Source organism: Streptomyces sp. NPDC001709 (assembly GCF_053596375.1).
The window spans coordinates 40,071-66,118 of record NZ_JBSFGB010000037.1 but is presented as its reverse complement, the minus strand read 5'-3'; the positions used below and the strand labels follow the sequence as shown (position 1 = coordinate 66,118).

The following is a 26,048-nucleotide window of genomic DNA, read 5'->3' as shown; positions in this document are numbered from 1 at the left end:
ACGTATGAGAGGCGAGGTTATACGTAAAACGTCGGGCTGGAGGGCAGCAGATTGGCCACGGGTTATCTGGAGATACTCCGGGCGAGGCATGCGCTGCGGCTGCTGGCCGGCACTCTGGTGGGCCGGCTGCCGAATGCGACGGCCGCCATCGCCCTGGTGCTGTTCGTGCGTGCCGAGGGCGGCACGTACAGCCTGGCGGGCGCGCTCGCTGCGGTCTACGGAGTCGCCAACGCCGTCGGTCAGCCGGTGCTGGGCCGGCTCGTGGATCTGCACGGCCAGCCGCGCGTCCAGCTGCCCGCGGCCGTCCTCGCGGCGCTCTCCATGGCCGTCTTCGCGTTCTTTGGCACCGATCCGCTGCCGCTCGCCTATGGCGCGGTCGCGGCGGCCGGTCTGTTCACCCCGCCGCTGGAGGGCGGTCTGCGCGCCTTGTGGCCGTCGGTGCTGCGCCGCGAGGAGCAGGTGCACACCGCGTACGCCATGGACGCGATCGCCCAGGAGATCATGTTCACGGTCGGGCCGCTGCTGGTGACGCTGTGCGTGTCCCTGTGGGACGAGCGTGTGGCCCTGCTGGTGCTCAGTGTGCTGGGTGTGCTGGGCGCGCTCTCGGTGGTCGTGTCGCCGCCTTCGCGTGCGTGGCGGTCGGATCCGCGTGAGGCGCACTGGCTCGGTGCGCTGCGTTCGCCGGGGCTGCTCGCGTTGCTCGGTGCCTTTCTGTTCGTCGGGATGGCGCTGGGCTCCATCACGGTGGCCTCGGTGTCGTACGCGGACGGTCACGGCGGTGACGCGGTGTACGGCTGGATGATGGCGGGGCTGGGTCTGGGTGCGCTGGTGGGTGGCACGGTGTACGGCGCCCGTCGGTGGGGCGGTTCGCCGGAGCGGCGACTGCGCGTGCTGGTGGCGCTTCTGGCGGTGTGTTATCTGCCGCTGACGCTGGTGCCGGGGGCGGTGGCCATGGTGCTGCTGACGGTGCTCTCCGGGGTGTTCCTGGCGCCGTGTATCGCCTGTGCGTTCATCATCGTGGACCGGCATGCGCCGAGTGGCACGGTCACCGAGGCGTTCTCCTGGCTTGTGACGACGTTCACCGTGGGTGCCTCGGTGGGAACGGGTGTGGCGGGGCCGGTGGTACAGGCCGGTGGCACGGTGTGGGGTTTCGCGGTGCCGGGTGCGGCGGGGGCCGTGTCGTTGCTGGTGTTGCTCGCCACGGGGCGGGTCCTCGCAGCTCCCGCGCGGGGCGGGGTCGTTGCGTCTTCATCGGAAAATGATCCAAATCGTGCTGTCGAACCCCGTTTCAGCTCAGGGGATCGGGCGTAATGTTCAGTCATGGACCGCCGCATTTTCGGGCTGGAGAACGAGTACGGCGTCACGTGCACGTTCAGGGGACAGCGGCGCCTGTCTCCTGACGAGGTGGCGCGGTACCTCTTCCGCCGTGTCGTGTCATGGGGCCGCAGCAGCAATGTCTTTCTGCGAAACGGCGCCCGGCTCTATCTCGACGTGGGCTCACATCCGGAATACGCGACACCCGAATGTGACAACGTGATCGAACTGGTCACCCACGACAAGGCCGGCGAGCGCATTCTCGAGGGACTCCTGGTGGACGCGGAACGACGCCTGCACGAGGAGGGAATCGCAGGCGACGTCTACCTGTTCAAGAACAACACCGACTCGGCGGGCAACTCCTACGGCTGCCACGAGAACTATCTGGTGGCGCGGCACGGGGAGTTCTCCCGGCTCGCGGACATCCTCATCCCGTTCCTGGTGACCCGGCAGCTGCTGTGCGGCGCGGGGAAGGTGCTGCAGACGCCGCGCGGTGCCGTGTACTGCGTGAGCCAGCGTGCGGAGCACATCTGGGAGGGTGTGTCCTCGGCGACGACTCGGTCGAGGCCGATCATCAACACCCGTGACGAGCCGCATGCGGACGCGGAGCGCTACCGTCGGCTGCATGTCATCGTCGGTGACTCGAACATGTCCGAGACGACGATGCTGCTGAAGGTGGGCGCCACGGATCTGGTGCTGCGCATGATCGAGGCGGGCACGGTGATGCGCGACCTGACGCTGGAGAACCCGATCCGGGCGATCCGTGAGGTCAGCCATGACATCACGGGCCGCCGCAAGGTGCGTCTGGCCAGCGGCCGGGAGGCGTCGGCGCTGGAGGTGCAGCGGGAGTACTTCGACAAGGCGGTGGACTTCTGCGACCGCCGGGGGATCCGCACGGGTACGGTCGCGCAGGTCCTGGAGCTGTGGGGTCGTACGCTGGACGCGATCGAGTCCGAGGAGCTGGACCGGATCGGCACCGAGATCGACTGGGTGATGAAGTACAAGCTCATCGAGCGGTACCGGGCCAAGAACAACATGACCATGTCGCATCCGCGGGTGGCGCAGATAGACCTCGCCTACCACGACATCCACCGTCGTCGTGGTCTGTACTACCTGCTGGAGAAGAAGGGGCAGGCGGCCCGGGTCTGCAACGATTTGAAGATCTTCGAGGGCAAGTCGGTTCCGCCGCAGACCACTCGGGCGCGGCTGCGCGGTGACTTCATCCGGCGGGCGCAGGAGCAGCGCAGGGACTTCACGGTCGACTGGGTGCATCTGAAGCTCAACGACCAGGCGCAGCGCACCGTGTTGTGCAAGGACCCGTTCCGTTCGGTGGACGACCGGGTGGAGAAGCTGATCGCCGGTATGTAGCGGAAATGCGGGTGAGTCAAGCGTTTCGGGCGTGAAATGCCGGAACGCCACACGGGCGTCGTACGTTTCCCGTACGGCGCCCTTCTCACGTCGTAGAGTTGCGCGCACGCCATCCGCAAGATCGACCGATTACGAGGCTCTTCCGTGCGCCGACGTTCACTCCTCCTCGCCGCCGTTCCCGCAGGTCTGGTCACGCTCGCCGGATGTGGTGACGGCAAGTCCGGCTCCGGCAAGGTCTCGCCGTCGCCCTCGGTGTCCACGGCGCCTCCGCCGAAGATCGTGGACGCGCCGCTGCCGGCGATCACGGCGGGCACGAAGTTCGGTGAGAAGCCGGCCGTGGCCAAGGGGAAGGGCGAGCCGTCGAAGAACCTCGCGGTGAAGACGGTGATCGCGGGCAGTGGTCGTACGATCGCGGAGAACGACTTCGTCCAGGCGAACTACCTGGGTCAGATCTGGGACACCGGCAAGGTCTTCGACAACTCCTACGACCGGCACAGTCCGCTGGTGCTGCAGCTGGCGCAGGGCAGCGTCATCGACGGCTGGCGGTATGCGCTGGCGGGCAAGAAGGCCGGCAGCCGGGTCCTGATCGCGGTGCCGCCGGCCTTGGGTTATGGCAAGTCGGGCAATGCGCAGGCGGGGATCAAGGGCACGGACACGCTGGTGTTCGTCATCGATCTGATCGACTCCTTCAACTCCAAGAGCTCGGTCAAGGGCAGGGAGGTCGCGCAGAGCGACGCGGCGTTGCCGAAGGTGGCCACGAACACCGACGGCATGGTGCCCAAGGTGACCGTCCCGAAGACGGCCCCGCCGAAGAAGCTCGTGTCGACGTACGTCCTGGAAGGGGACGGCCCCGCGCTGAAGGCGGACCAGACGGTGCTGTGCCAGTTCCAGGGTTTGGTCTGGGACGGCGGGAAGACCTTCCAGCGGACGTACGGCTCGGGCCGGCTCAGCCAGTTCGCGCTGCAGCAGATGGAGCAGGCGGTCAAGGGCCTGGCGCAGGGTTTGACCGGCAAGAAGGTGGGCAGCCGGGTGCTGGTCGTCGTGCCGCCGGAGCTGGGCTACGGCGACACCCCGCCGAGCGGTGGTGTCATCAAGAAGGGTTCGACGCTCGTGTTCACGGTGGACATTCTCGCGGCGATGTAGTCCGTGGTGTCCGTGGCGGGCGTGGGAGCTGCGGAGATGAAAGACTGTCGGCGTTTCGTGTCGTACACAAGCAGGAGCTTTTGACGTGAGCATCGAGAAGCCCGAGATCGACTTCCCGGGCGGCGAGCCCCCGGCGGACCTTGAGATCAAGGACATCTGGGAGGGTGACGGTCCGGTCGCGCAGGCGGGCCAGAACGTCACCGTGCACTACGTGGGTGTCGCCTTCAGCACCGGCGAGGAGTTCGACGCCAGCTGGAACCGTGGCACTCCGTTCCGCTTCCCGCTGGGTGCGGGCCGTGTCATCGCGGGCTGGGACCGGGGCGTGCAGGGCATGAAGGTCGGTGGCCGCCGCCAGCTGACCATCCCGGCCCACCTCGCCTACGGCGACCAGAGCCCGACTCCGGCGATCAAGCCGGGCGAGACCCTGATCTTCGTGGTGGACCTGCTGGGCGTCTGATCCCCGCCTGATCCCCCACTTGATCCACGGGTGATCCACACCTGATCGACCGGCCGTATCCGACCGGATCCGATCACCTGGGGCCCATGCCTGCTCGGGCATGGGCCCTCGGCTTTTGCCACCGCACCCCGGAGCGGTACGGTCATCGGTCGGAAGCACCATAGGGAAGGTGAAGGGCGTCGATGGCCATTGCCAAGGCCGAGCGGCTGATGAACCTCGCGCTGTGTCTGCTCGGCACACGACGGCCTCTGAGCAAGCGTGAGCTGCGTGGATCCATCGAGGCCTACCTCGAGGCGGGCTCGGACGACTCCTTCAACCGGATGTTCGAGCGGGACAAGGACGACCTGCGCGAGCTGGGCCTGGTCATCGCGACGGTCGAGAACCTGGACGGCGAGGTCGGCTATCTGGCCCGCCGGGACAGCAACCGGTTGCCGCCCATCACCCTGGACGCCGAGGAGGCCGCGGCGCTCGGTCTCGCCGCGAAGGTGTGGCAGCAGGCCCGTCTCGCCGGTGCGGCCAGCGGTGCGCTGCAGAAGCTGCGCGCCGCGGGGCTGCCCGAGGACGTCGACCCGTACGAGGCGCACGGTGCCCTGGAACCCCGTATCCCGGTGCACGAGGCCGCCTTCGAGCCGCTGATGCTGGCCTGCCGCGACCGCCGCCCGGTCGTCTTCGACTACCGCAAGGCCTCCGCCGCCCACCCCGAGCCCCGTCATGTGGAGCCGTGGGCGCTCGAGTGCTGGCGCGGGCACTGGTACCTGGCCGGTTTCGACCGGGACCGGGGCGCCGAGCGCGTCTTCAGGCTCTCCCGGATCACCGGCCGGGTCCGCTCGCGCGGTACGGGCTTCACCGCTCCCGTGCCCGATGTCGTCACCGTGCGCGAGACGGTCGCCGGCTGGGCGGGCGAGATCGCCGACGGTACGGCCTTGATCCGGCTGCGTTCCGGTGCCGGTTACCCCCTTCGGGCGAAGGCGACCGAGGTGCGGGAACTCGGTGACGGCTGGGACGAGTTGGAGATTCCGTACGGCCACGGCCTGGACGCCTGGCTGGTGGAGTTCGGGCCGGACGTGGTGGTTCTGGAGCCGGCCGAGCTGCGCGCGGACGTGGTGGACCGGCTGCGGGCCGTGGCCAAGGGCTGAGGGGGGCAGGACTGTGGCAGGTAAACCGGTCAGGGCCGTGAACGCCATCGACCAGACCCGGCGGATGCTCTCCCTGGTCACGTATCTGCGGGAGCGCCCCGGCGCGCGGATCGCGGACGTCGCCCGGGCCTTCGGCATCACCGAGGACGAGCTGGTCGCCGACCTCGATCTGCTGCCCATGTGCGGCACCAGCTTCCGCGGCGGCGATCTGCTGGACATCGACACCGACGGCGAGCGCATCTGGTGGCACAACCCGGCCGCGCTCGGCGAGGAGGCTGCCGAGCCGCTGCGGCTCGCCGCCGACGAGGCCACCGCCCTGCTGGTGGCCGCCCGCGCGGTCTCGACCCTGCCGGGCCTGCGCGAGGGCGACCGGCAGGCGCTGCTGCGGGCGACGGCCAAGGTGGAGGCCGCCGCCGGTGAGGCCGCGGGCGCCAGCTCCCGGCTGTCGGTGACCTTCGAGTCCGAGGGCGGGGTCTTCGCCGACGTCGACCGGGCGATCTCCGAGCGCCGCCGGCTGTGGATCCGCTACTACTCCCCGGCGCGCGACGAGGTCACCGAGCGCGAGATCGACCCCATCCGCCTGGTCAGCGTGGGCCACACCTATGTCGAGGCCTGGTGCCGCCGCTCCGAGGCCCGGCGCACCTTCCGGCTCGACCGGGTTGCCGAGATCAGAATCCTCGACGAGCCGTCCGCGCCGCCCGAGATAGAACTGCGGGACCTCTCCGAGGCCCTGGTGCAGCCGGCCGCCGAGGACCCGGAGGTCGTGGTCGAGGTCGGCCCGGGCGGCCGCTGGGTCGCCGAGTACTACCCGCACGACAGCGCCGATGAGCTTCCCGACGGCGGGCTGCGTATCACTCTGCGCACCCCCGATCCGGCCTCCTTGCGCCGGCTGGCGCTGCGGCTCGGCCGCGACGGCCGGATCGTCTCCCCACCGGACCTGGCCGACAGCGCCCGGAGGGCGGCCGCGGAGGCACTGGCGGCGTACGACACGACGCAGTCGGGATGAGCTGCCGGGGCGCTGTGCAGGGCTGGCGGGGCTAGCGCCCCGTAGGGGTGCGGGGAACTGCGCGACCAGCCACGACGGCGCCGCAGACGAAGACGGCGATCGCTGGCGAACGACCAGAAGAAGGAGCGAGGGCTGTGAGCGAGCGTGCGGGTGAGATGACGGTGGCGGCCGCGTTCGCCGGGATGAAGAGAGTGGTCCCCGTGGTGTTCAAGGCGGGCTGCCCGGACTGCCGGGGCCGCTTCGAACTCGCCGCGAGTGCGCTGCGCCTCGCCATCGGCGCCAGCAGCCGGACGACGTTCTACTCCTTCACCTGCCCCGACTGCGGCGCCGCCGTCCGCAAGCCCGCAGGTGAGCGCATCATCGAGCTGCTCACCGGCGGCGGCGTCAGAACGCTGCGGCTGCACTCCACGGTGTAGGACGCGGGGGCTGGGGGCCAGGTTCCACGGTTCGGGCCCCGATGACGTACGGCACGTGTGGGTGGCTGCGGTGTGCGGTCGTGGACGGTCTAGTCTCGACGTCATGTTCTGGCCGATGTGCGCGGTAGCGGTGGGTTTCCTGGGTCTCGCGGTGCTGGGGGTGCTCGCTGTGCGGGTCTTCCTGGAGGCGCGGCGACTCGGGGAGCAGGTCGCGGACTCCGCGCGTCGTATCAACAGGGCGGCCGAGGACCTGGAGCGGGCGGCCGTGAGCGCGGCCCGTGCCGTGGATGCGCTATAGATTGCCTGCCGCCGTGCGCTTTGGGTCACTTCGCCCTGTCACCTTGCCGGTCCGGCCAGGTACGCTGCTGATCGCGGCCCGGAGAACGAGGCGCGGTCCGCAGAGAGAGCGGGAGTACGCACGGGGATTGTTCTGCGTTCACCCCCGGGCGATACGATCGCTGCCAGCACGATGGTCAGACAAATGTCCGACCGGTCGGACATGCTCCGCCGCCCCGCCTCAGTGAGAAGGTGAAGACTTATGTTCCGCAACGCACTTGAGCCGTGGCACCTGGTGCTCCTGGTTCTGGTGATCGTCCTCGTGTTCGGCTCCAAGAAGCTTCCGGACATGGCGCGCTCCCTCGGCAAGTCCGCGCGCATCCTGAAGAGCGAGGCGAAGGCGATGAAGGACGACGGCGGCAAGCAGTCCACCGCCTCCGCCCAGCCTGCCGAGGAGCAGGCCCCGGCGCAGCGCACGATCCAGGCGTCGCCCGGCGATGTGACCAGCTCCCGGCCGGTCAACGAGCCGACGGACACGACGACCCAGCGCTGACGCGAGGACCGGGGCATCCGGTCCGTTGCACGAGATGAGGATGTGGGTTGCCCAAGCCTGCCCGCAAGAAGGAGAGAGATCCCGAGGGGCGGATGCCGCTCGCGGATCACCTGCGTGAGCTGCGCAACCGGCTCGCGAAGGGAATGCTCGCGATCGCCGTTGTCGCGGTGGTGGCGGCCTTCTTCTACAAGGACATCATCAACTTCGTCACCCAGCCGGTGCTCGACACGGTCGGTTGCGGGCAGTCGTTCGGCGAGCTGGCCAAGAGCAAGAACGCGCACTGCGCGCACCTCACGGTCAGTGGCCTGCTGGCGCCGTTCACCCTGGCCCTGAAGGTCGCGCTGATGTCCGGCGTCGTGCTGGCGGCTCCGGTCTGGCTCTACCAGCTGTGGGCGTTCGTCGCGCCCGGTCTGCACAGGCACGAGAAGAAGTACGCGTACGCGTTCGTCGGATTCGGCTTCCCGCTCTTCCTCGGCGGCGGCTACCTCGCCTACAACGTGCTGCCGATGACGGCGAAGGTGCTGATCGACCTCACGCCGAGCGGTGCGGAGAACCTGCTGCCGCTGGACGAACTGCTCGACCTGGTCACCCGCATGATCGTCGTCTTCGGGCTCGCCTTCGAGATGCCGCTGCTGCTGGTCATGCTGAACCTCACCGGCGTCCTGTCCGGCCGGCGCATGCTCGGCTGGTGGCGCGGCATGATCGTCGGCATCGCCGCCTTCGCGGCCGTGGCCACGCCCAGCCCCGATCCCGGGACGATGCTGGCGCTGGCGGCGCCGATCTGGGCGCTGTTCTTCATCGCCGTGGCCTTCTCGCTGCTCAACGACCGGCGCCGGGCGCGCCGCGAGGGCGAGGGTCTGGCCGACGACGAGGCTTCCGAGCTGGACCTCACCCCCGAGGACATCGGCGAGGTCGAGTCCGTCTCGGCCACCCGGGCCCTGCCCGAGGAGTCGGGCACCGACCGGGTCAACGGCTATGACGACGTGACCTGATCCCGCACCCACACCACATCACGCACGCTGCTGCCCCCGCCCAGGTGGACGGGGGCAGTGCCATGTCGCGAAGTGCACGATCGGGATAATGATCGTCCGGTTGTCAGTGGGGCCCGGTACGCTCGAAAGCACGATGACAGAGGACCTCTCACCGGCCGAGCGGTACGCGGCAGCCCGCAGGCGGGCAGCCGAGCAGGCCACCGCGCTCGCGTCCTTCCGCGAGATGTACGACTTCGGCCTCGACCCCTTCCAGATCGAGGCCTGTGAGGCGCTCGAGGCGGGCAAGGGCGTACTGGTGGCCGCCCCCACCGGCTCGGGCAAGACGATCGTGGGCGAGTTCGCCGTCCACCTCGCCCTCAAGCAGGGCAAGAAGTGCTTCTACACGACACCCATCAAGGCGCTGTCGAACCAGAAATACGCCGACCTGTGCCGTCGCTACGGCACCGGCAAGGTCGGCCTGCTCACCGGCGACAACAGCGTGAACTCCGAGGCCCCGGTGGTCGTGATGACCACCGAGGTCCTGCGGAACATGCTCTATGCCGGCTCCCAGACCCTCCTCGGCCTCGGCTACGTCGTCATGGACGAGGTGCACTACCTCTCCGACCGCTTCCGCGGCGCCGTCTGGGAAGAGGTGATCATCCACCTGCCCGAGTCGGTGACCCTGGTGTCACTGTCGGCGACCGTGTCCAACGCCGAGGAGTTCGGTGACTGGCTGGACACCGTCCGCGGCGACACCGAGGTGATCGTCTCCGAGCACCGGCCCGTGCCACTGTTCCAGCACGTCCTCGCCGGGCGCCGGATGTACGACCTGTTCGAGGAGGGCGAGGGCCACAAGAAGGCCGTCAATCCCGACCTCGCCCGGCTGGCCCGCATGGAGGCCACCAGACCGTCGTACCAGGACCGACGGCGTGGCCGGGCGATGCGCGAGGCCGACCGGGAGCGCGAGCGCAGACAGCGCTCGCGCGTGTGGACACCGGGCCGGCCCGAGGTCATCGAGCGCCTGGACTCCGAGGGCCTGCTCCCGGCCATCACGTTCATCTTCAGCCGTGCCGCCTGCGAGGCCGCCGTCCAGCAGTGCCTGTACGCGGGCCTCAGGCTCAACGACGAGGAGGCGCGGGAACAGGTCCGGGCGCTAGTCGAGGAGCGCACCGCCCACATCGCGTCCGAGGATCTCCACGTCCTCGGCTACTACGAATGGCTGGAGGGCCTGGAGCGCGGCATCGCCGCCCATCACGCGGGCATGCTGCCGACCTTCAAGGAGGTCGTGGAGGAGCTGTTCGTACGCGGCCTGGTCAAGGCGGTGTTCGCCACCGAGACCCTCGCCCTCGGCATCAACATGCCCGCCCGCTCGGTGGTGCTGGAGAAGCTCGTCAAGTGGAACGGCGAGCAGCACGCCGACATCACGCCCGGCGAGTACACCCAGCTGACCGGCCGCGCCGGCCGCCGGGGCATCGACATCGAGGGTCACGCGGTCGTGCTGTGGCAGCGCGGCATGAGCCCCGAGCACCTCGCCGGTCTCGCGGGCACACGCACGTACCCGCTGCGCTCCAGCTTCAAGCCGTCGTACAACATGGCGGTCAACCTGGTCGAGCAGTTCGGCCGGCACCGCTCGCGCGAGCTGCTGGAGACCTCCTTCGCGCAGTTCCAGGCGGACAAGTCGGTCGTCGGGATCTCCCGCCAGGTGCAGCGCAACGAAGAGGGCCTGGCCGGCTACAAGGCCTCCATGACCTGCCATCTCGGCGACTTCGAGGAGTACGCGCGGCTGCGGCGTGAACTGAAGGACCGGGAGACGGAGTTGGTCCGGCAGGGCGCGAACCAGCGGCGCGCGGAGGCCGCGGTCGCCCTGGAGAAGCTGAAGCCGGGCGACGTCATCCACGTCCCCACGGGCAAGTACGCCGGTCTGGCCCTGGTGCTGGACCCCGGCCTGCCCGCGGGCCGCTCCACCGGCCACCGCGGCCTCGACCACCACGACGGGCCGCGCCCGCTGGTGCTGACCGCCGAACGGCAGGTCAAGCGGCTGGCGTCGATGGACTTCCCGGTGCCGGTCGAACCGCTGGACCGGATGCGCATCCCGAAGTCCTTCAACCCGCGCTCGCCGCAGTCCCGCCGCGACCTCGCCTCCGCGCTGCGCACCAAGGCCGGGCACATCCCGCCGGAGCGGGCCCGCAAGAAGCGCTCGCAGGCCGCCGACGACCGCGAGATCGCCCGGCTGCGCACGGCGATCCGTGCGCACCCGTGCCATGGCTGCGACGACCGTGAGGACCACGCCCGTTGGGCCGAGCGCTACCACCGGCTGGTGCGCGACACCTCGCAGCTGGAGCGCCGCATCGAGGGCCGTACGAACACCATCGCGCGCACCTTCGACCGTATCGTCGCCCTGCTGACCGAACTGGACTACCTGCGCGGCGACGAGGTCACCGAGCACGGCAGGCGACTCGCCCGGCTCTACGGCGAACTCGACCTGTTGGCCAGCGAATGCCTGCGCGAGGGGGTCTGGGAGGGCCTCAGCCCCGCCGAACTCGCCGCTTGCGTCTCGGCGTTGGTGTACGAGGCACGGGTCGGCGACGACGCGATGGCGCCCAAGCTGCCCTCGGGCAAGGCGAAGGCCGCGCTCGGTGAGATGGTCCGGATCTGGGGTCGCCTCGACGGTCTGGAGGAGGATTTCCGGATCAGCCAGACCGAGGGTGTCGGCCAGCGTGAGCCGGATCTCGGCTTCGCCTGGGCCGCGTACATGTGGGCCTCCGGCAAGGCGCTCGACGAGGTGCTGCGCGAGGCGGACATGCCCGCGGGGGACTTCGTGCGGTGGTGCAAGCAGGTCATCGACGTTCTGGGACAGATCTCCGCGGCTTCTCCCGCGGAGGGCTCGACGGTGGCCAAGGCCGCGCGCAAGGCCGTGGACCAGTTGCTGCGGGGTGTGGTCGCCTACTCGTCCGTGGGGTGACCTGCCCTCGCCACGTGCGTGAAGGGGCCGCATCTGCGGCCCCTTCACGCATTACGGTGAGTAGTTTTCGCATGCCCATATGCCGCTACCGAACGTGTTCGAATGTCAGCTGAGCGTATAAATGGGGTCGAGCCTACTCCTGTCACATGAGGGATTTCAGGTGCTTGCCGAATATGACACGGCGATGATCCGGTCGGACTAAGCTCGCCCGCGGCGCACCGAGTTGAGGTGAATTCGTGCGTCTGTTCCCAAACATGCGATAGATCCCGACAGTTCTATGAACCTTCCCCCCCCAAAGCTCCCCCGACACCCAGCCGATTCGTCTCAGAAGGCATCCATGGTGAGTGTTCAGAAGCGGCCCGGTGGCCGTGAACGTCCCTATGCGCGCGTGCTGTTGCCGCCGGCCATATTGATGGCCGCGGCGACCGGGGCCGCCGTCGCCCTGGTGCCGGCGTCGGCCCGGATCGCCGTCGGCGCGGTCGGGGCGCTGGCCCTGCTGCTGGTCCTCCTCACGGGCGCGGAGGCCGCCCGCCGCGGCCGCAGGATCCGCGCGGACCAGGCCGAGCACGCCCGTCACACTGCGTATCTGGAGGACCGGCTCGCCGCCCACGACGAGCTGATCGAGCGCTTCGCCGTCGACTACATCCCGCACGGCCTGCTGCGGCTGCGCGCCGGAGAACCACTGCGCGACGTGATGGTCAACGCCTACGACGTCGACCCCGAACTGCGTGCCCTGCCCCGCCCCTACCGCGAGATGTTCCGCGCCGCGATGCGCGGCGCCGACCGCGAGATCTCGATGCGCGACGCCACCGAGCGCTCCTACGTGAGCATCGCCCGCCGTGTCCAGGCCATCGTCCACCAGCAGTCCAACGAACTGCGGGAGATGGAGGAGGACCACGGCCGCAACCCCGAGGTCTTCGACGACCTGCTGCGCATCGACCACGGCACCTCGCTGATCGGCCGCTTCGCCGACACCATCTCCGTCCTGGGCGGCGGCCGCCCCGGCCGCCAGTGGCCCCTGCCGGTCTCCCTCTACAGCACGCTGCGCGGTGCCATGTCGCGCATCCTGGAGTACCGCCGCATCCAGCTGAACTCCATCGTCAACATCAACATCAAGGGCACCTCCGTCGAGCCGGTCATCCACGCCGCCGCCGAGCTCTTCGACAACGCCACCCGCTATTCGCCGCCCACGGCCAAGGTGCACGTCACCGCCACCGAGGTGCAGACCGGTATCGCCATCGAGATCGAGGACGCCGGCGTCAGCCTCAGCGAGGAGTCCCGCGCCCGCATCGAGAAGATGATCGAGGACGCCAAGAACCTCGACGACGCGCACAACCTCGGCGAGAACCCGCGCCTCGGTCTCGCCGTCGTGGGCCGGCTGTGCCGGATGTTCGACATGGAGGTCTCGCTGCGTGCCTCCGCCTACGGCGGCTGCCGCGCGATCCTCATCGTGCCGCGCGTCATGACGACCACCGAACCCGGTGTGGGCGCCGCCCACGGCATCGGCGCCACCGGCACCCCGATGCCCGAGCTGGGAGCCGTCGAGGGCCCCAAGCGCCCGCCGAAGCGGCGCCGCCCCACCAGCCCCAAGATCCCCGCCGGGATCTCCATGGAGGACGACGTCCCCGTCGTCACCGAGTGGACGGCGGGCGGACTGCCGCAGCGCCGCAGCCGGGTCAAGACGCCGCTGAGCCAGCGCTACGCCGAGCAGGCCGAGATCGAGCAGGCCGAGCGCGAGGGCAGGCCCACCATCTGGTCCCAGCCCAAGCCCGCACCGCAGCCCGAGCCCGAGATCGACCCCGAGCGCAAGAAGCTCATGGAACGGCCGATCGGCCAGGGGATCGAGGACTTCTGGAACGGCCTGCGCAAGGGCATGCCCGAGGGCGCCACCGGGCCCGAACTGACCGACTTCACGAGGCACCCGGAAAAGTACGTGCACCTGCTCAACGACTACACGGACGAGCCCGTCGAGGGCGCCACCGAGGCCGACGCAGAGGGGGACCTCAAGTGATCCAGCAGCGAGGCAACATCGACTGGATGCTCAAGCAGCTCAACGACGGTGTGCCGGGCATCGAGATGATCGTGGTCCTCTCCGCCGACGGACTGCGCATCGCCCGCTACGGCGGTGACCCCGACGCCTGCGACCGGGTGGCCGCGGCCTGCGCGGGCATGCAGAGCCTGGCCGGCGCCATCATCCAGGAGCTCCCCGGCGCCGGCGAGATGCAGGTCCTCGTCATCGAGATCGAGGGCGGCTACTTCTACCTCATGAACGCCGGCGACAACGCCTTCCTCGCCGTACTCGCCGATGTGACCTGCGAGCCGGGCCGGATGAGCGGCATGATGCGCGACCTCGTCGTCCGGATCGGCGCCCACCTCACGAGTCCGCCCCGGCGGAACGGGCAGACCGTATGACTCCTCCACGACGCAAACGGCGTGAGCCGAAGCCCCTGCCGCCTCCGCCGCCGTCCCCGCCCCAGACCGAGGCGGCGGACGGCGAACCCGAGCGCAAGAACCCCGAACGGCTGTACACCGTCGCCGGATCGGAGGACGGCGCACGCGCCGAACTCGACCTCGTGACGTTAATCGTGGCGCGCGACGCGCCCCACATGGCCGCCTCACCGGAGCAGGCCTCGGTCCTGCGGCTCTGTACCAACCCCCTGTCCGTGGCCGAGCTCTCGGCCTATCTGAACCTGCCGTTCAGCGCGATGACCGTCCTGATCACCGAGCTGATCACGGCCGAACTGGTGCAGGTGCGCACCCCGGTCGTCCGCCGGGAGCTGCCCGACCGTTCCATCCTCGAAGCGGTGATGCATGGACTTCAACGGCTCTGACACCATCCCCGGCCCACGCACCGAGGACCATCTGCCGCACACGGCCGAGACCGCGGTGAAGATCGTGATCGTGGGCGGTTTCGGCGTCGGCAAGACCACCATGGTCGGTTCCGTCAGCGACATCAGACCGCTGACCACCGAGGAGACCATGACCCAGGCCGGCATCGGAGTGGACGACAACTACGGCTCCGAATCCAAGACGGCCACCACCGTGGCCATGGACTTCGGCCGCATCAGCGTCTCCGACAAGCTGGTGCTCTACCTCTTCGGCACGCCCGGCCAGGAACGCTTCTGGTTCCTGTGGAACGGGCTGTTCGAAGGCGCGCTCGGCGCCGTCGTCCTCGTCGACACCCGGCGGCTGGAAGTCAGCTTCGACGTCATGGGCCGGCTGGAGGAGCGCGGCGTGCCCTTCGTCGTCGCCATCAACTCCTTCCCGGACGCGCCCCGTTACCCGCTCGACGAACTGCGCACCGCGCTCGACCTGACCCCGGAGATCCCGATCATCGAGTGTGACGTACGCCGCCGGGCCTCCAGCAAGGACGTGCTGATGACCCTGATGCGCTTCCTGCATTCCATCGCCCTGTCCCGCGCCCTCACCTGAATCCACAGCCCACCCACCCCCACACCTATTCGTTCCGGAGCGACACCGTGACGTCTGATTCCTCCTCGCTGACCGACACCGACCCCACCCCCGTCCCGCCGCCGGGCTGCCCCGCGCACGGCCTCGGCCCCGGCGGGCTGCACCGGCTCTACGGCCCCGACGCGGCGGACCTGGGCGACCTCTACGCGCGGCTGCGGGAGCAGTACGGCCCCGTGGCACCCGTGCTGCTGCACGACGACGTGCCGATGTGGGTGGTCCTCGGGCACGCCGAGAACCAGCAGCTGGTGCGCAGCCCTTCCGTGTACACCCGCGACAGCCGGATCTGGACCCCGCTGCTGGAGGGCACGGTCAAGCCCGACCACCCGCTCATGCCGCACATCGCCTGGCAGCCGATCTGCTCGCACGCCGAGGGCGACGAGCACCAGCGGCTGCGGGTGGCGGTCACCGCGGCCATGGCCACCATGGACCACCGCACCCTGCGCCGGCACATCGGCCGCCACACGCAGGGCCTGGTGAACAGGTTCTGCGAACGCGGCCGGGCCGACCTGGTCTCCCAGTTCGCCGACCATCTGCCGATGGCCGTCATGTGCGAGATCCTCGGCATGCCGGAGGAGTACAACGACCGGATGGTGCAGGCCGCGCGGGACGCCCTGAAGGGCACCGAGACCGCCATCCAGAGCCACGCCTACGTCATGGACGCGCTGAGCCGGCTCACCACCCGGCGGCGCGCCCAGCCCGAGGAGGACTTCACCAGCCACCTCGTCACCCACCCGGCCGGACTCAGCGACGACGAGGTCCGCGAACACCTGCGGCTCGCCCTCTTCGCGGCCTACGAGGCCACCGCGAACCTCCTCGCCAACGCGCTGCGCATGGTCCTCACCGAACCGGGCTTCCGCGCCCGGCTCAGCGGCGGCCAGATGACCGTGCCGGAGGCGATCGAGCAGTCCCTGTGGGACGAGCCGCCGTTCAGCACCGTCCTCGGCTACTACGCCAAGCAGGACACCGAGCTGGGCGGGCAGCGCATCCGCAAGGGCGACGGCCTGCTCTTCGCGCCCGCACCGGGCAACCTCGACCCGCGCATCCGCCCGGACCTGTCCGCGAGCATGCAGGGCAACCGCTCCCACCTCGCCTTCGGCGGCGGTCCGCACGAGTGCCCGGGTCAGGACATCGGCCGCGCCATCGCCGACGTCGGTGTCGACGCGCTGCTGATGCGGCTGTCCGACATCCAACTGGACTGCGCGGAAGACGAGTTGAGCTGGCGCTCGTCCATCGCCTCCCGGCACCTGGTGTCGCTGCCCGTGCGTTTCGAGCCCAAACCGCAGCAGGACGTCAACGTCCCGCCGAGGCCCGTGGCCGTCCCGCCGCAGCGCTCCACCTGGCAGCCCGGCACCCCACGCCCCGACCAGACCCCGACCCCCGAGCCCGCACCCACCGCACCGGCACCCGCACCCACCGCACCCGACCCCCACCCCACGACACCGGAACCGGCCCGACGCCGCGGCGTCTGGCAACGCCTGCTCCACTGGTGGCGCGGCGAGTAACCGAGGACAGGACCTTCCTCCCGGATCGGCCGGACCCGAGGCGTCGGGGCTTCCCGGCCGATCCGAGCGGGGGTGTTTCGTCCGGCGCGAGCCGGAAGAGGGGGACGCCCGGCCTAGCCCTCGGCCCAGTCGGCGTACGACGTCCAGGCGGTGAGTTCGCGGTCGCTGACGAACGTGTGCTCCGTGCCCGTGACCGGGTCGGTGAACTCCAGTCTCCGGGCCAGCAGTTGGAGCGGGCGGCGGAAGTCGCCGGGCGGCACCGGGGCGGTCACCTCCGGGTACAGCGGGTCGCCGAGGATGGGCACGCCCAGCGTGTTCAGATGCACCCTCAGCTGGTGGGTCTGCCCGGTCGCCGGGACCAGCCGGTACCGGCCCAGCCCGCCCCGCCGCCCGGCCAGCTCGACGTACGTCTCGGCGTTCGGCTCGCCCTCGACCTCCCGGGCCGCCTGCACCCCGCGCTCCTTCACGATCCGGCTGCGTACGGTCCGGGGCAGGACCAGCGAGGGGTCGTACGGCGCGACCGCCTCGTACTCCTTGCGCACCCGCCGGTCCCGGAACAGCGTCTGGTACGCCCCGCGCTCCTCGGGCCGCACGGTGAACAGCACCAGCCCCGCCGTCAGCCGGTCCAGCCGGTGCGCCGCGCTCAGCGCCGGAAGGTCCAGCTCGCGCCGCAGCCGGGCCAGCGCGGTCTGTGTCACATGCGAGCCGCGCGGGGTCGTGGCGAGGAAGTGCGGCTTGTCGGCGACGACGATGTGCGCGTCCCGGTGGACGATCTCCACCGGGAACGGCACCGGCACCTCGGCGGGCAGTTCGCGGTGGAACCACACGAACATCCCCGGCTCGTACGGCGCGTCCGGCGCCACCGACCGCCCGTCGGCGCCGACGACCAGCCCCGCCTCGAACATCGACGCGACCACCCCGGGCCCGGCCCCCGTCAGCCGCTGCACCAGATACTCCCGCGCGGTGGCCCACGTCCCGCCGTGCGGCAGCCGCACCCGCACGGGATCGACACCGTCGCGCTGGGGGAGCGGGGCGGGCGGGGGCGGTGTACGGCGTCTCATCGAGGTCAAGGGTACGAGGCGGAACGTCAGGGGTACGAGGCGGAAAACCGGTACGCCGACGGGTGGGCGCTCGGCAGGATGCTGATCATGCCGTATCTCACCAGCCCGGTCGTACCGGCCGGCACCCTCGCCCGCACCTCCCAGCCCGCCCTTCCCACCGGCTGCCGCGTGGCCCTGAAGGCCGGGTTCGCCCCGGAGGGCGCGCGTGCGCGGTGACCGACCGATCCGTACGTGGTGCATCGGTCGGTGTGAAGATGTAGTCCATGCCGGCCTACGATCTCGCGAACCGACTCGTCGTCGGTGTCGCCTCCAGTGCCCTGTTCGATCTGCGGGAGTCGGACGCGGTCTTCCGCGAGCAGGGCGAGGAGGCCTACCGGGCCTACCAGGAGGAGAACGTGGACGACACGCTCCGGCCCGGGGTCGCGTTCGCGTTCATCCGCCGGCTGCTGTCGCTGAACGACCTCGGCGAGCCGGGAGACCCGCTCGTCGAGGTCATCATCCTCTCCCGCAACGACCCCGACACCGGCCTGCGGGTCATGCGGTCGATCCAGGCCCATGAACTGCCCATCAGCCGGGCCGTGTTCATGCAGGGCCGCTCCCCGTACACGTTCATGCCGGCGCTGAACATGTCCCTGTTCCTGTCGGCCGACGGCAACGACGTGCGGGAGGCCGTCGCCGCCGGACTGCCCGCGGGACATGTGCTCGGAGCGTCGTACCCGGACGACCCCGCCGACCGGGAGCTGCGGATCGCCTTCGACTTCGACGGGGTGCTCGCCAGTGACGCCGCCGAGCAGGTGTACCAGGCCGACGGGCTGGAGGAGTTCCGCGCGCACGAGGCCCGCAACGCGGCCACCCCGCACGACGCCGGGCCGCTGCGCGACTTCCTCGCCGGGGTGAACCGGATACAGCGCCGGGAGGAGGAACGGCGCAAGACCGACCCGGACTACGCGCTCCGGGTGCACGTCTCCATCGTGACCGCGCGCAACGCACCGGCCCACGAGCGGGCCGTGAACAGCCTCAAGAAGTGGGGCGTGACGGTCAACGGCGCCTTCTTCCTCGGCGGCATAGACAAGGGCGCCGTGATGAAGGTGCTGGACCCGCACATCTTCTTCGACGACCAGGTGACCCACCTGGAGAGCACGTCCCGGACCACGCCCAGCGTGCACATCCCCTTCGGCAAGATCAACGAGACCTGAGCGGGGGGCGCTCTCAGGCGGCCGCGCCGCTCTCCTGCTCTGCCTCGATACGGGCGTTCCAGTCCCGCTTGGAGGCCTGCCAGCCGTCCTCGTTGTGACCCAGGCGCCAGTAGCCGGAGATCGACAGGTCCTCGCGCGGGACGGCGAGCTCGACCCGCAGCAGCCGGCGCAGCTCCTTCACGAAGCCCGCCTCGCCGTGCACGAACGCCTGCACCCGGCCCTCGGGGAACCGCAGTGTGCGTACGGCCTCCACCAGGGCCTCGCCGACCGGCCGGTCCCCGCGGTGCAGCCAGACGACCTCCACATCGGAGTCGATCTTCTGCTCCTCCTCGGGGCCGGACACCTCCACGAAGGCGTGGGCGCGGGCACCGGCGGGCAGCGCCTCCAGGGACCGCGCGATCGCGGGCAGCGCGCTCTCGTCACCGGCGAGCAGATGCCAGTCGGCCGCCGGGTCGGGGGCGTAGGCGCCGCCGGGGCCCATGAAGCGCACGGTCTCACCCGGCCGTACCCGGGTGGCCCACGGGCCGGCCAGGCCCTCGTCGCCGTGGACGACGAAGTCCAGTGTCAGCTCCCGGTGTTCGGGATTCCAGGCGCGCACGGTGTACGTCCGGGTCACCGGCCACTGCTCCCGCGGGAACTCCGCACGGATCCGCTCCAGGTCGAAGGGTTCCGGGTAGGTCACGCCGTCCGGGCCGAAGAGCAGCTTCACATAGTGGTCGGTGCAGGTGTCCGCCGCGAAGTCGGCCAGGCCCTCGCCACCGAGCACCACCCGCTGCATGTGCGGGGTCAGTCGCTCGGTGCGGACCACCTGGGCGGTGCGGGTCCTGCGCGGCTTTCGTCCCGGACGCTCTGCCATCACGCCTCCAGTGAAAAGGTTAGGTTTACCTAAGTTAGCACCTCGCTCCCATGCAACACCTCTTTCCCGAGCGCTGGATGAGTGACCTTTGCCGGAATATTCCGGTCAAGGTCACGCAGGTCCCTCCGTGAGTGTGCCGATCAGCCGCTGCAGGGAGCCCCCGAGCCCCCACCGCTTGGCCAGCTGCTCCAGTGCCGCCGGGTCGCGCGGGACCCGCGGCACAGTCGTGTCGACGTCCGGCAGCGGCACGTCGTCGGCCACCCGCACCACCGTCGGGGCGACCGCGACATACGGACGCGCCTCGTCCAGCCGCCTGCGCTGCGACGGTGTGAGCTTCGCCTTCGGGTCGTCGACCGCCGCCATGATCCCGGCCAGGTCACCGAACTCGGCGAGCAGCTTGGCGGCCGTTTTCTCGCCGATCCCGGCGACGCCCGGCAGACCGTCGCTCGGGTCGCCGCGCAGCAGCGCCAGATCCGCGTACCCCCGCCCGTCGACCCCATACTTCTCGCGCAGCACCGCCTCGTCGGTCAGCTGCAGCGTGCCGACGCCCTTCAACGGGTACAGCACCCGGATCCCGCGTGCGTCGTCCACCAGCTGGTACAGATCGCGGTCGCCGGTGACGATGTCCACCGGGCCCCCGGCGCGCGCGGTGAACGTGCCGATCACGTCGTCCGCCTCGTAGCCCGCGACACCGACCCGCGCGATCCCCAGCGCGTCCAGCACGCTCTCGATGACCGGCACCTGCGGGGCGAGGGTGTCCGGCACCTCCTCCTCGTCCGGCGCGCCCTCGTGCTCCTCGGCGACCCGGTGCGCCTTGTAGGTGGGGATGAGGTCCACCCGCCACTGCGGCCGCCAGTCGGCGTCCATGCAGGCCACCAGCCGCTCCGGCTGGTGGTCCCTGACCAGCCGGTCGATGAAGTCCAGCAGCCCGCGCACGGCGTTCACCGGCGTGCCGTCCGGTGCCTTCACCGAGTCCGGGACGCCGAAATAGGCGCGGAAGTACAGCGATGCGGTGTCGAGGAGCATGAGTCGTCCGGTCACGCTCGCATCATGCCGCACGGCACCGACAGTCACCCCACCTCTGCGGGCACGACAGGAATCCGGCCAATCGCAGAGCGTTACGATCATTGTGGTGGGCGGGGGCACCCGGCCCTGCTGATCGGCATGTTCACCCCTGTCCGGGACTCCGTGCCGGGCAGGCCCGGACCTCTGTCACGCTGGCGGGAACCCTGAGGTTGGGAACTCGGTGGCATGGAGGGGATGTGACAGAGGCGTGAAACGGTTTGCCGAACATGCGTAGGGTGCAGTGAAGTCATCAGAAGGGTGCGCCCCGAACCGGGCACCCGGACAGCGGCACGACGAGCGAGGGAGGGAGCCGGAGCGATGGGCGACCACAAAGAACAGCCCGTACGGGTGGGCGCGGCCGTCCGGCGGCGTCGCCGTGCCCTGGAGCTGACGCTCGCCGCCGTGGCCGAGCGCAGCGGTCTCTCGGTGCCCTTCCTCAGCCAGGTGGAGAACGACCGGGCCCGCCCCAGCCGCACCTCGCTGGAGAAGCTCGCCGACGCCCTGCGCACCACGGCCGTCGAACTCCTCGCCGCCGCCGACCCGGCGGCCAGCGTGGACGTCGTGCGTGCCGACCCCGTCGCCGAGGACGACGCCGAGCCCCGGACCCGCTCCCTGGTCCGCGGCCACCACCAGCTGCACGCCTCCGAGTTCACCGGCGACCACGAACCCGGCCGCGAGTTCCAGCACCGCAACGACGAGCTGATGTACGTCGCCGACGGCGCGGTGGAGATCGAGGCGGAGGGGCGCGCGTATCGCCTCGGTCGTGGTGACACGCTTTACCTGACCGGTGGAGTACGGCATCGGTGGCGGGCCACGGTGCCGGACACCCGGGTCATCGTCGTGGCGGTGGCGGAACATATCGAGGCCGTCCAGGACCGGTCCCGCTGAGCGCCCCACGGCCGCGGATCGTCTCGTTGGTTCCCTCGCTGACGGAGGCTGTGGCGCGGACACTCCCCGGAGCCCTCGTCGGTGTCACCGACTGGTGCACCCACCCGGTCGGCCTGGACGTCACCCGGATCGGCGGTACCAAGAACCCGAAGCTTGACCGCGTTGTCGCCCTCGCCCCCGACCTGGTGATCGCCAACGAGGAGGAGAACCGCGCCCCGGACCTCGACGCCCTGCGCGCCGCCGGCCTGGAGGTGCTGGTCACCGAGGTGCGGAGCGTGCCGCAGGCCTTCGCGGAGCTGGACCGGGTGCTCGCCGCGTGCGGTGCGCCGGGGCGTCCGCGCTGGCTGGCGGAGGCGGAGGCCGCCTGGGCGGCGCTGCCGCGGCCCGGGAGCCGTACGACAGCGGTCGTACCGGTCTGGCGCCGGCCCTGGATGGTCCTCGGCCGGGACACCTTCGCCGGTGACGTGCTGGCCCGGCTCGGTGTCGACCACCTGTACGCCGGCCACCCCGAGCGCTACCCCCGCGTCCCGCTGGAGGAGCTGCGCGCGGCGGCCCCGGATCTCGTGGTCCTCCCCGACGAGCCCTACCGCTTCACCGCCGACGACGGCCCGGAGGCCTTCCCCGGTCTGCCCTGTGCCCTGGTCAGCGGGCGGCACCTGACCTGGTACGGCCCTTCGCTGGCCGAGGCGCCACAGGTACTGGCCGGGGCGCTGCGAGCAGCTCGCCGCCGAGCAGGCCGCGTACGGTACCGGTGGCGGCCGCCAGCCAGGCGGCGGCGAGCAGGGCGTACAGCCCGAGGGCCAGCTCGTCGTAGGCCACGAGGCCGGTGTGCCGGGCGAGCGTCATGGCGCCGGTGACGCATGTGCCCACCGGGAAGGTGAACGCCCACCAGGTCATCGCGAACCCCATGCCCTGCCGGCGGGCCCGCACCACGTGCGCGGTCGCCAGCGCCAGCCACAGCAGGGCGAACCCCATGACCGGCACCCCGTACAGAACGGCGAAGACGTCCAGGCCACGGGCGTACGAGGCCGGTACGACCCCGGGAGCCGCGTCCGCGATCTTGCCGACCGCGGTGGTGGACTGCCCGAGCGGGCCCAGGACCAGGAACAGCGTCGGGGTGAGCGCGAGCGGCAGCGGGCCGGCGGTGATCAGCCGGGCGAAGACCAGCGTCAGCATCAGCAGCGTCGCGAACAGGCTCAGCCCGAACAGCGCCAGGCACGCCAGCAGCAGGGTCTCGCGGGGCTGCCCCGCCGGCAGATGCGGCACCAGCAGCGGGCCGAGCGCGGCCGACACCATGGGCGCGACCAGCGGCAGCAGCCACGCCGGGGCCGCCTGCGCGGGCTCGACGCGATGCCGTACGGCCATCAGGTACGGCACGGCCACGGCGGACGCGAGCCCGACAGCCGTGCCGGCGGTGAACAGCACGGCGTCCAGGACGACCGCCGTGCCGGTGCCGATCATGCCCCGGCCGGCCGTCATGGCGCCGCCGCCGACCGCCAGCAGGCCCATCGACAGACAGCCGTAGAAGGGGGCCATGGCCGGGTCGAGGAGATGGGCGCGGGCCTGGTCGCGGTGGTGGATCCAGTGCAGGGCACGGGCCGCCAGCACGGCGAGCAGCAGCCCGAGGGACAGCGCCCAGGCTGCCGCGAAGACGTCGCGCAGGCCTTCCACGGGCGCGGGCAGTGCCACGCCGGCCGAGCCGAGGATGGCGGTGCCCATGACGGCGGCGTACCAGTTGGGGCCCAGGTGGCGGACCCGCGGGGCACGGTGGACCGAGGCGACGGACAAGGGTGGGGCTGCGGTGACCATGGCTCCACCGTCCCGCCGTCGCCCCGCCCTGACCAGGGACTTCCTGTGTATGAGGGCATAAACTGGGCTTATGAGCGAGGTCGAGGGGCGAAGCGGGCGCACGGAATCACTGGCCCACCGGGTGCCGGATCTGGCCGCGCTGGAGTTGCTGCTGGCCGTGGCGCGGCTGGGCAGTCTCGGCGCGGCGGCACGCGAGGTCGGCATCACCCAGCCCGCCGCCAGCAGCCGGATCCGCTCCATGGAACGGCAGCTGGGCGTGGCCCTGGTCGACCGTTCGCCGCGCGGCTCCCGGCTCACGGACGCCGGCGCCCTGGTGACGGACTGGGCCCGGCGGGTCGTGGAGGCGGCGGCGGCCTTCGACGCCGGTGCGCGGGCGCTGCGGGACCGGCGGGACTCGCGCCTGCGGGTCGCGGCGAGCATGACGATCGCCGAGTACCTGCTGCCGGGCTGGCTCCTCGCGCTGCACGCGGAGCGGCCCGACACCGCGGTGTCCCTCCTCGCCGGCAACTCCGCGAAGGTGGCGGAACTGCTGCTGGCCGACGAGGCCGACCTCGGCTTCGTGGAGGGGCTGACGGTCCCGACCGGCCTGGACTCCACGGTCATCGCCCGCGACCGCCTGATCGTCGTCACCGCGCCCGGCCATCCCTGGGCCCGCCGCCGGCGCCCCGTGACGGCGGCGGAACTGGGGGCCACCCCCCTGATCCTCCGCGAGCGCGGCTCCGGCACCCGTCAGGTCCTGGACGCGGCCCTCGGCGGCCTCGCCCGCCCCCTCATCGAGCTGTCCTCCACCACGGCGGTCAAGGCCTCCGCGGTCAGCGGCGCGGGCCCCTCGGTCCTCAGTGAACTGGCGGTGGGGGAGGAGCTGGCGATGCGCCGCCTGGTCAGCATCCCGGTGGAGGGCGTCTCCCTGCGCCGCGACCTGCGAGCGGTCTGGCCGACGGGACATCGCCCCACGGGCCCGGCACGGGAGCTGCTGTCGCTGACACGGGGGTGACGGCACCTTTCGGGGGTGCGACGACTGCAGTTCCCCGGGGGCGCGGGGAACTGCGCGAGCAGCCCACCACGGACCCGCTCCCGGCAACGGTCAGGTACCCCCACGGCGCGACCCCGCCGCCGAGACCACCCCTCGCATCACCCGCAGGTCCTCGCCCATCTCCGGATGCCACTGGACCCCGAGGGCCCAGCCTTCGGACGGCGGGAGTTCCACCGCCTCCACCGTGCCGTCCGCCGCGTACGCCGAGGCGACCAGGCCCCGGCCGAGCCGTTCGACCGCCTGGTGGTGGTAGGTCGGCACGGCGGTCTCCTCCGGTACGAGCCCGGCGTACAGCGTCCCCGGCACCGGCTTGACCGGATGGTGTCCGAAGACCCCGACCACCTCCGCGTGCCCGTCGAGGTGCTGGACGAGCGTGCCGCCCAGGGCGACGTTCAGCAGCTGCATGCCCCGGCAGATGCCGAGCAGCGGCACCCCGGCCGCCAGCGCGGCGTCGATCAGCGCCAGCTCCCACGCGTCCCGCTCCCGCGCGGGCGGCCCCGTGCGCGGCGAGCGCGCGGCGCCGTAGCGGGACGGGTCGACGTCCGGGCCGCCCGCGATGACCAGCCCGTCCAGCCGCGCCACCGCCTGCGCAGCGCGCTCGGGCGCGTCCGGCGGCAGCATCGCGGCCAGCCCGCCGGCCCGCTGCACCAGCCGTGGATAGCCGGCCGGCAGCAGCGCCGCATCCAGCTCCCACACGCCCCAACGCGCGCCGGACTCCAGATAGGTGCTGATGCCGATCAGCGGTCGTACGGTCATGCCGCCCTCCCGGAAGTCAAAGGTTCACTCTCACACCTTTGCAGATCCGTCCTACGTGAGAAAGCCCCGCAGCAGCGCCGCCGTGCCCGCGCAGTGCTCGCGCATCATCTCCCGCGCGCCGTCCGCGTCCCCGTCCAGCACCGCCTCCACCAGCGCGGTGTGCTGGCGCTGTGAGTGCTCCAGGTTGCGCACCAGCAGCGGGATGCAGTCGAGCAGGTCGTTGACCGTGGCTCGAACCGCCGCGTACTGCGCGGTCAGGGAGGGGGAGCCGCACAGCTCCGCCAGCGTCAGGTGCAGCAGGGTGTCCAGGCGCCGGTAGTCGGCGAGCGGGGCGTCGTGCGTGCGGGACAGCGCCTCGCGCAGCCGGTCCGCCTGTTCCTCCGTGAGCCCGTGCGCCGCGCACAGGCCCGCCGCGCCCACCTCCAGCACCTCGCGGAACCGCAGCACGTCCTCGATGTCGACCTCGGCGATCCGCCGCCGCAGCTCGTCCTCGCCGCCGGCGTCCGCGCGCGGCAGGACGAACGTTCCGCCGTAGCGCCCGCGCCGCGCCTCCACCAGCCCCTGGTCCTGGAGCACCTTCAGGACCTCGCGCAGCGTCACCCGGCTGATCCCGAGCCGCTCCGCCAGCTCCCGCTCGGCCGGCAGCCGTTCCCCGCCCGGCACCAGACCGAGCCGCACGACCTGGAGGATCTGCTCCAGCGCCTCCTCGAAGCCGTTGCCCGCCCGCACCGGACGCAGCACCGGAGCGAGCCCGTCGACGGCTCCCGGCGCATGCGCCCCGTGCCACTCCGTCTCCCGCGACATCCGCC

General features: G+C 71.0%; 26 protein-coding genes and 1 pseudogene. 21 read left to right on the top strand and 6 right to left on the bottom strand.

The features are described 5' to 3' along the window. Positions 1 to 51: 51 nt before the first annotated feature. The 16 genes from ACWC0C_RS37840 to ACWC0C_RS37765 all read left to right on the top strand — a co-directional run bounded on the left by ACWC0C_RS37840 (position 52) and on the right by ACWC0C_RS37765 (position 16,575). Positions 52 to 1,311 (top strand): MFS transporter, encoded by a 1,260-nt coding sequence (locus tag ACWC0C_RS37840; RefSeq protein WP_450868874.1) that lies wholly within the window; start codon positions 52 to 54, stop codon positions 1,309 to 1,311. A 9-nt stretch (positions 1,312 to 1,320) separates the two neighbouring features. After that, positions 1,321 to 2,682 (top strand): Pup--protein ligase, encoded by a 1,362-nt coding sequence (pafA, locus tag ACWC0C_RS37835; protein ID WP_069781840.1) that lies wholly within the window; start codon positions 1,321 to 1,323, stop codon positions 2,680 to 2,682. A 144-nt stretch (positions 2,683 to 2,826) separates the two neighbouring features. Next, a complete protein-coding gene (locus ACWC0C_RS37830) occupies positions 2,827 to 3,825 on the top strand; it encodes an FKBP-type peptidyl-prolyl cis-trans isomerase (protein WP_450868872.1) in 999 nt (332 codons plus the stop codon). Between the two features lie 85 nt (positions 3,826 to 3,910). Continuing rightward, complete coding sequence (locus tag ACWC0C_RS37825) at positions 3,911 to 4,282, top strand: FKBP-type peptidyl-prolyl cis-trans isomerase (protein WP_449200387.1); 372 nt, start codon at positions 3,911 to 3,913, stop codon at positions 4,280 to 4,282. 182 nt (positions 4,283 to 4,464) lie between these two features. After that, positions 4,465 to 5,418 carry a helix-turn-helix transcriptional regulator gene (locus ACWC0C_RS37820; protein ID WP_449200386.1) on the top strand — a complete coding sequence of 318 codons (954 nt, stop codon included), beginning with the start codon at positions 4,465 to 4,467 and terminating at the stop codon, positions 5,416 to 5,418. 13 nt (positions 5,419 to 5,431) lie between these two features. Further along, positions 5,432 to 6,424 carry a helix-turn-helix transcriptional regulator gene (locus ACWC0C_RS37815; protein ID WP_449200385.1) on the top strand — a complete coding sequence of 331 codons (993 nt, stop codon included), beginning with the start codon at positions 5,432 to 5,434 and terminating at the stop codon, positions 6,422 to 6,424. A 155-nt stretch (positions 6,425 to 6,579) separates the two neighbouring features. Next, entirely contained in the window at positions 6,580 to 6,840 is a 261-nt protein-coding gene (locus ACWC0C_RS37810) for a hypothetical protein (RefSeq protein ID WP_449200398.1), read from the top strand. A 103-nt stretch (positions 6,841 to 6,943) separates the two neighbouring features. Beyond that, positions 6,944 to 7,138, top strand: a complete 195-nt coding sequence (locus ACWC0C_RS37805) for a hypothetical protein (protein ID WP_449200384.1) — start codon at positions 6,944 to 6,946, stop codon at positions 7,136 to 7,138. Positions 7,139 to 7,378: 240 nt separating this feature from the next. After that, entirely contained in the window at positions 7,379 to 7,669 is a 291-nt protein-coding gene (tatA, locus tag ACWC0C_RS37800; protein ID WP_449200383.1) for a Sec-independent protein translocase subunit TatA, read from the top strand. Positions 7,670 to 7,716: 47 nt separating this feature from the next. Continuing rightward, positions 7,717 to 8,661 carry a twin-arginine translocase subunit TatC gene (tatC, locus tag ACWC0C_RS37795; protein WP_449200382.1) on the top strand — a complete coding sequence of 315 codons (945 nt, stop codon included), beginning with the start codon at positions 7,717 to 7,719 and terminating at the stop codon, positions 8,659 to 8,661. Positions 8,662 to 8,749: 88 nt separating this feature from the next. Further along, on the top strand, positions 8,750 to 11,602 hold the full coding sequence (locus tag ACWC0C_RS37790) for a DEAD/DEAH box helicase (RefSeq protein WP_450868869.1): 2,853 nt from the start codon (positions 8,750 to 8,752) through the stop codon (positions 11,600 to 11,602). A gap of 337 nt (positions 11,603 to 11,939) precedes the next feature. Continuing rightward, the gene (locus ACWC0C_RS37785) at positions 11,940 to 13,613 is read left to right on the top strand and encodes an ATP-binding protein (protein WP_449200380.1); all 1,674 of its coding nucleotides are present in this window, start codon (positions 11,940 to 11,942) and stop codon (positions 13,611 to 13,613) included. Then, the gene (locus tag ACWC0C_RS37780; RefSeq protein WP_449200379.1) at positions 13,610 to 14,014 is read left to right on the top strand and encodes a roadblock/LC7 domain-containing protein; all 405 of its coding nucleotides are present in this window, start codon (positions 13,610 to 13,612) and stop codon (positions 14,012 to 14,014) included. The genes ACWC0C_RS37785 and ACWC0C_RS37780 overlap by 4 nt, the downstream gene beginning before the upstream one ends. Continuing rightward, positions 14,011 to 14,433 (top strand): DUF742 domain-containing protein, encoded by a 423-nt coding sequence (locus ACWC0C_RS37775; RefSeq protein WP_449200378.1) that lies wholly within the window; start codon positions 14,011 to 14,013, stop codon positions 14,431 to 14,433. The genes ACWC0C_RS37780 and ACWC0C_RS37775 overlap by 4 nt, the downstream gene beginning before the upstream one ends. Then, complete coding sequence (locus tag ACWC0C_RS37770; RefSeq protein ID WP_449200377.1) at positions 14,414 to 15,034, top strand: GTP-binding protein; 621 nt, start codon at positions 14,414 to 14,416, stop codon at positions 15,032 to 15,034. The genes ACWC0C_RS37775 and ACWC0C_RS37770 overlap by 20 nt, the downstream gene beginning before the upstream one ends. A 47-nt stretch (positions 15,035 to 15,081) precedes the next feature. Continuing rightward, positions 15,082 to 16,575, top strand: coding sequence for a cytochrome P450 (locus tag ACWC0C_RS37765; RefSeq protein ID WP_449200376.1), 1,494 nt, complete (start codon positions 15,082 to 15,084; stop codon positions 16,573 to 16,575). Between the two features lie 113 nt (positions 16,576 to 16,688). On the opposite strand, the gene ACWC0C_RS37760 is transcribed toward ACWC0C_RS37765, so the two are convergent. Next, positions 16,689 to 17,636 (bottom strand): RluA family pseudouridine synthase, encoded by a 948-nt coding sequence (locus ACWC0C_RS37760; RefSeq protein WP_450868867.1) that lies wholly within the window; start codon positions 17,634 to 17,636, stop codon positions 16,689 to 16,691. A gap of 87 nt (positions 17,637 to 17,723) precedes the next feature. On the opposite strand from ACWC0C_RS37760, the gene ACWC0C_RS37755 reads away from it, so the two are divergent. Continuing rightward, positions 17,724 to 17,852 (top strand): hypothetical protein, encoded by a 129-nt coding sequence (locus tag ACWC0C_RS37755; RefSeq protein WP_449200374.1) that lies wholly within the window; start codon positions 17,724 to 17,726, stop codon positions 17,850 to 17,852. A gap of 47 nt (positions 17,853 to 17,899) precedes the next feature. Beyond that, positions 17,900 to 18,832, top strand: coding sequence for a 5'-nucleotidase (locus ACWC0C_RS37750; protein ID WP_450868866.1), 933 nt, complete (start codon positions 17,900 to 17,902; stop codon positions 18,830 to 18,832). 13 nt (positions 18,833 to 18,845) lie between these two features. Here the strand turns inward: ACWC0C_RS37750 and ACWC0C_RS37745 are convergent, their stop codons facing one another. Next, positions 18,846 to 19,688 carry a siderophore-interacting protein gene (locus ACWC0C_RS37745; protein WP_450868864.1) on the bottom strand — a complete coding sequence of 281 codons (843 nt, stop codon included), beginning with the start codon at positions 19,686 to 19,688 and terminating at the stop codon, positions 18,846 to 18,848. A gap of 111 nt (positions 19,689 to 19,799) precedes the next feature. Continuing rightward, positions 19,800 to 20,729, bottom strand: coding sequence for a 5'-3' exonuclease (locus ACWC0C_RS37740; RefSeq protein WP_450868862.1), 930 nt, complete (start codon positions 20,727 to 20,729; stop codon positions 19,800 to 19,802). A gap of 342 nt (positions 20,730 to 21,071) precedes the next feature. Between ACWC0C_RS37740 and ACWC0C_RS37735 the strand changes: the two genes are divergently transcribed. Together ACWC0C_RS37735 and ACWC0C_RS37730 are read left to right on the top strand one after the other, a co-directional pair. Continuing rightward, positions 21,072 to 21,641, top strand: coding sequence for a helix-turn-helix domain-containing protein (locus ACWC0C_RS37735; RefSeq protein ID WP_450868861.1), 570 nt, complete (start codon positions 21,072 to 21,074; stop codon positions 21,639 to 21,641). Then, positions 21,638 to 22,369: pseudogene (locus ACWC0C_RS37730) on the top strand (helical backbone metal receptor); the annotation flags it as partial. The gene ACWC0C_RS37735 and the pseudogene ACWC0C_RS37730, both read left to right, overlap by 4 nt. Here the strand turns inward: ACWC0C_RS37730 and ACWC0C_RS37725 are convergent. Beyond that, positions 22,284 to 23,450 (bottom strand): TDT family transporter, encoded by a 1,167-nt coding sequence (locus ACWC0C_RS37725; protein ID WP_450868859.1) that lies wholly within the window; start codon positions 23,448 to 23,450, stop codon positions 22,284 to 22,286. The pseudogene ACWC0C_RS37730 and the gene ACWC0C_RS37725 overlap by 86 nt on opposite strands. A 70-nt stretch (positions 23,451 to 23,520) precedes the next feature. On the opposite strand from ACWC0C_RS37725, the gene ACWC0C_RS37720 reads away from it, so the two are divergent. Further along, positions 23,521 to 24,444: a LysR family transcriptional regulator gene (locus ACWC0C_RS37720; RefSeq protein WP_449200368.1), complete on the top strand. Its 924-nt coding sequence runs from the start codon at positions 23,521 to 23,523 to the stop codon at positions 24,442 to 24,444. Positions 24,445 to 24,534: 90 nt separating this feature from the next. Here the strand turns inward: ACWC0C_RS37720 and ACWC0C_RS37715 are convergent, their stop codons facing one another. Next, on the bottom strand, positions 24,535 to 25,239 hold the full coding sequence (locus ACWC0C_RS37715; RefSeq protein WP_450868857.1) for a gamma-glutamyl-gamma-aminobutyrate hydrolase family protein: 705 nt from the start codon (positions 25,237 to 25,239) through the stop codon (positions 24,535 to 24,537). A gap of 51 nt (positions 25,240 to 25,290) precedes the next feature. Then, complete coding sequence (locus tag ACWC0C_RS37710) at positions 25,291 to 26,043, bottom strand: FadR/GntR family transcriptional regulator (RefSeq protein WP_450868855.1); 753 nt, start codon at positions 26,041 to 26,043, stop codon at positions 25,291 to 25,293. Positions 26,044 to 26,048 lie beyond the last annotated feature (5 nt).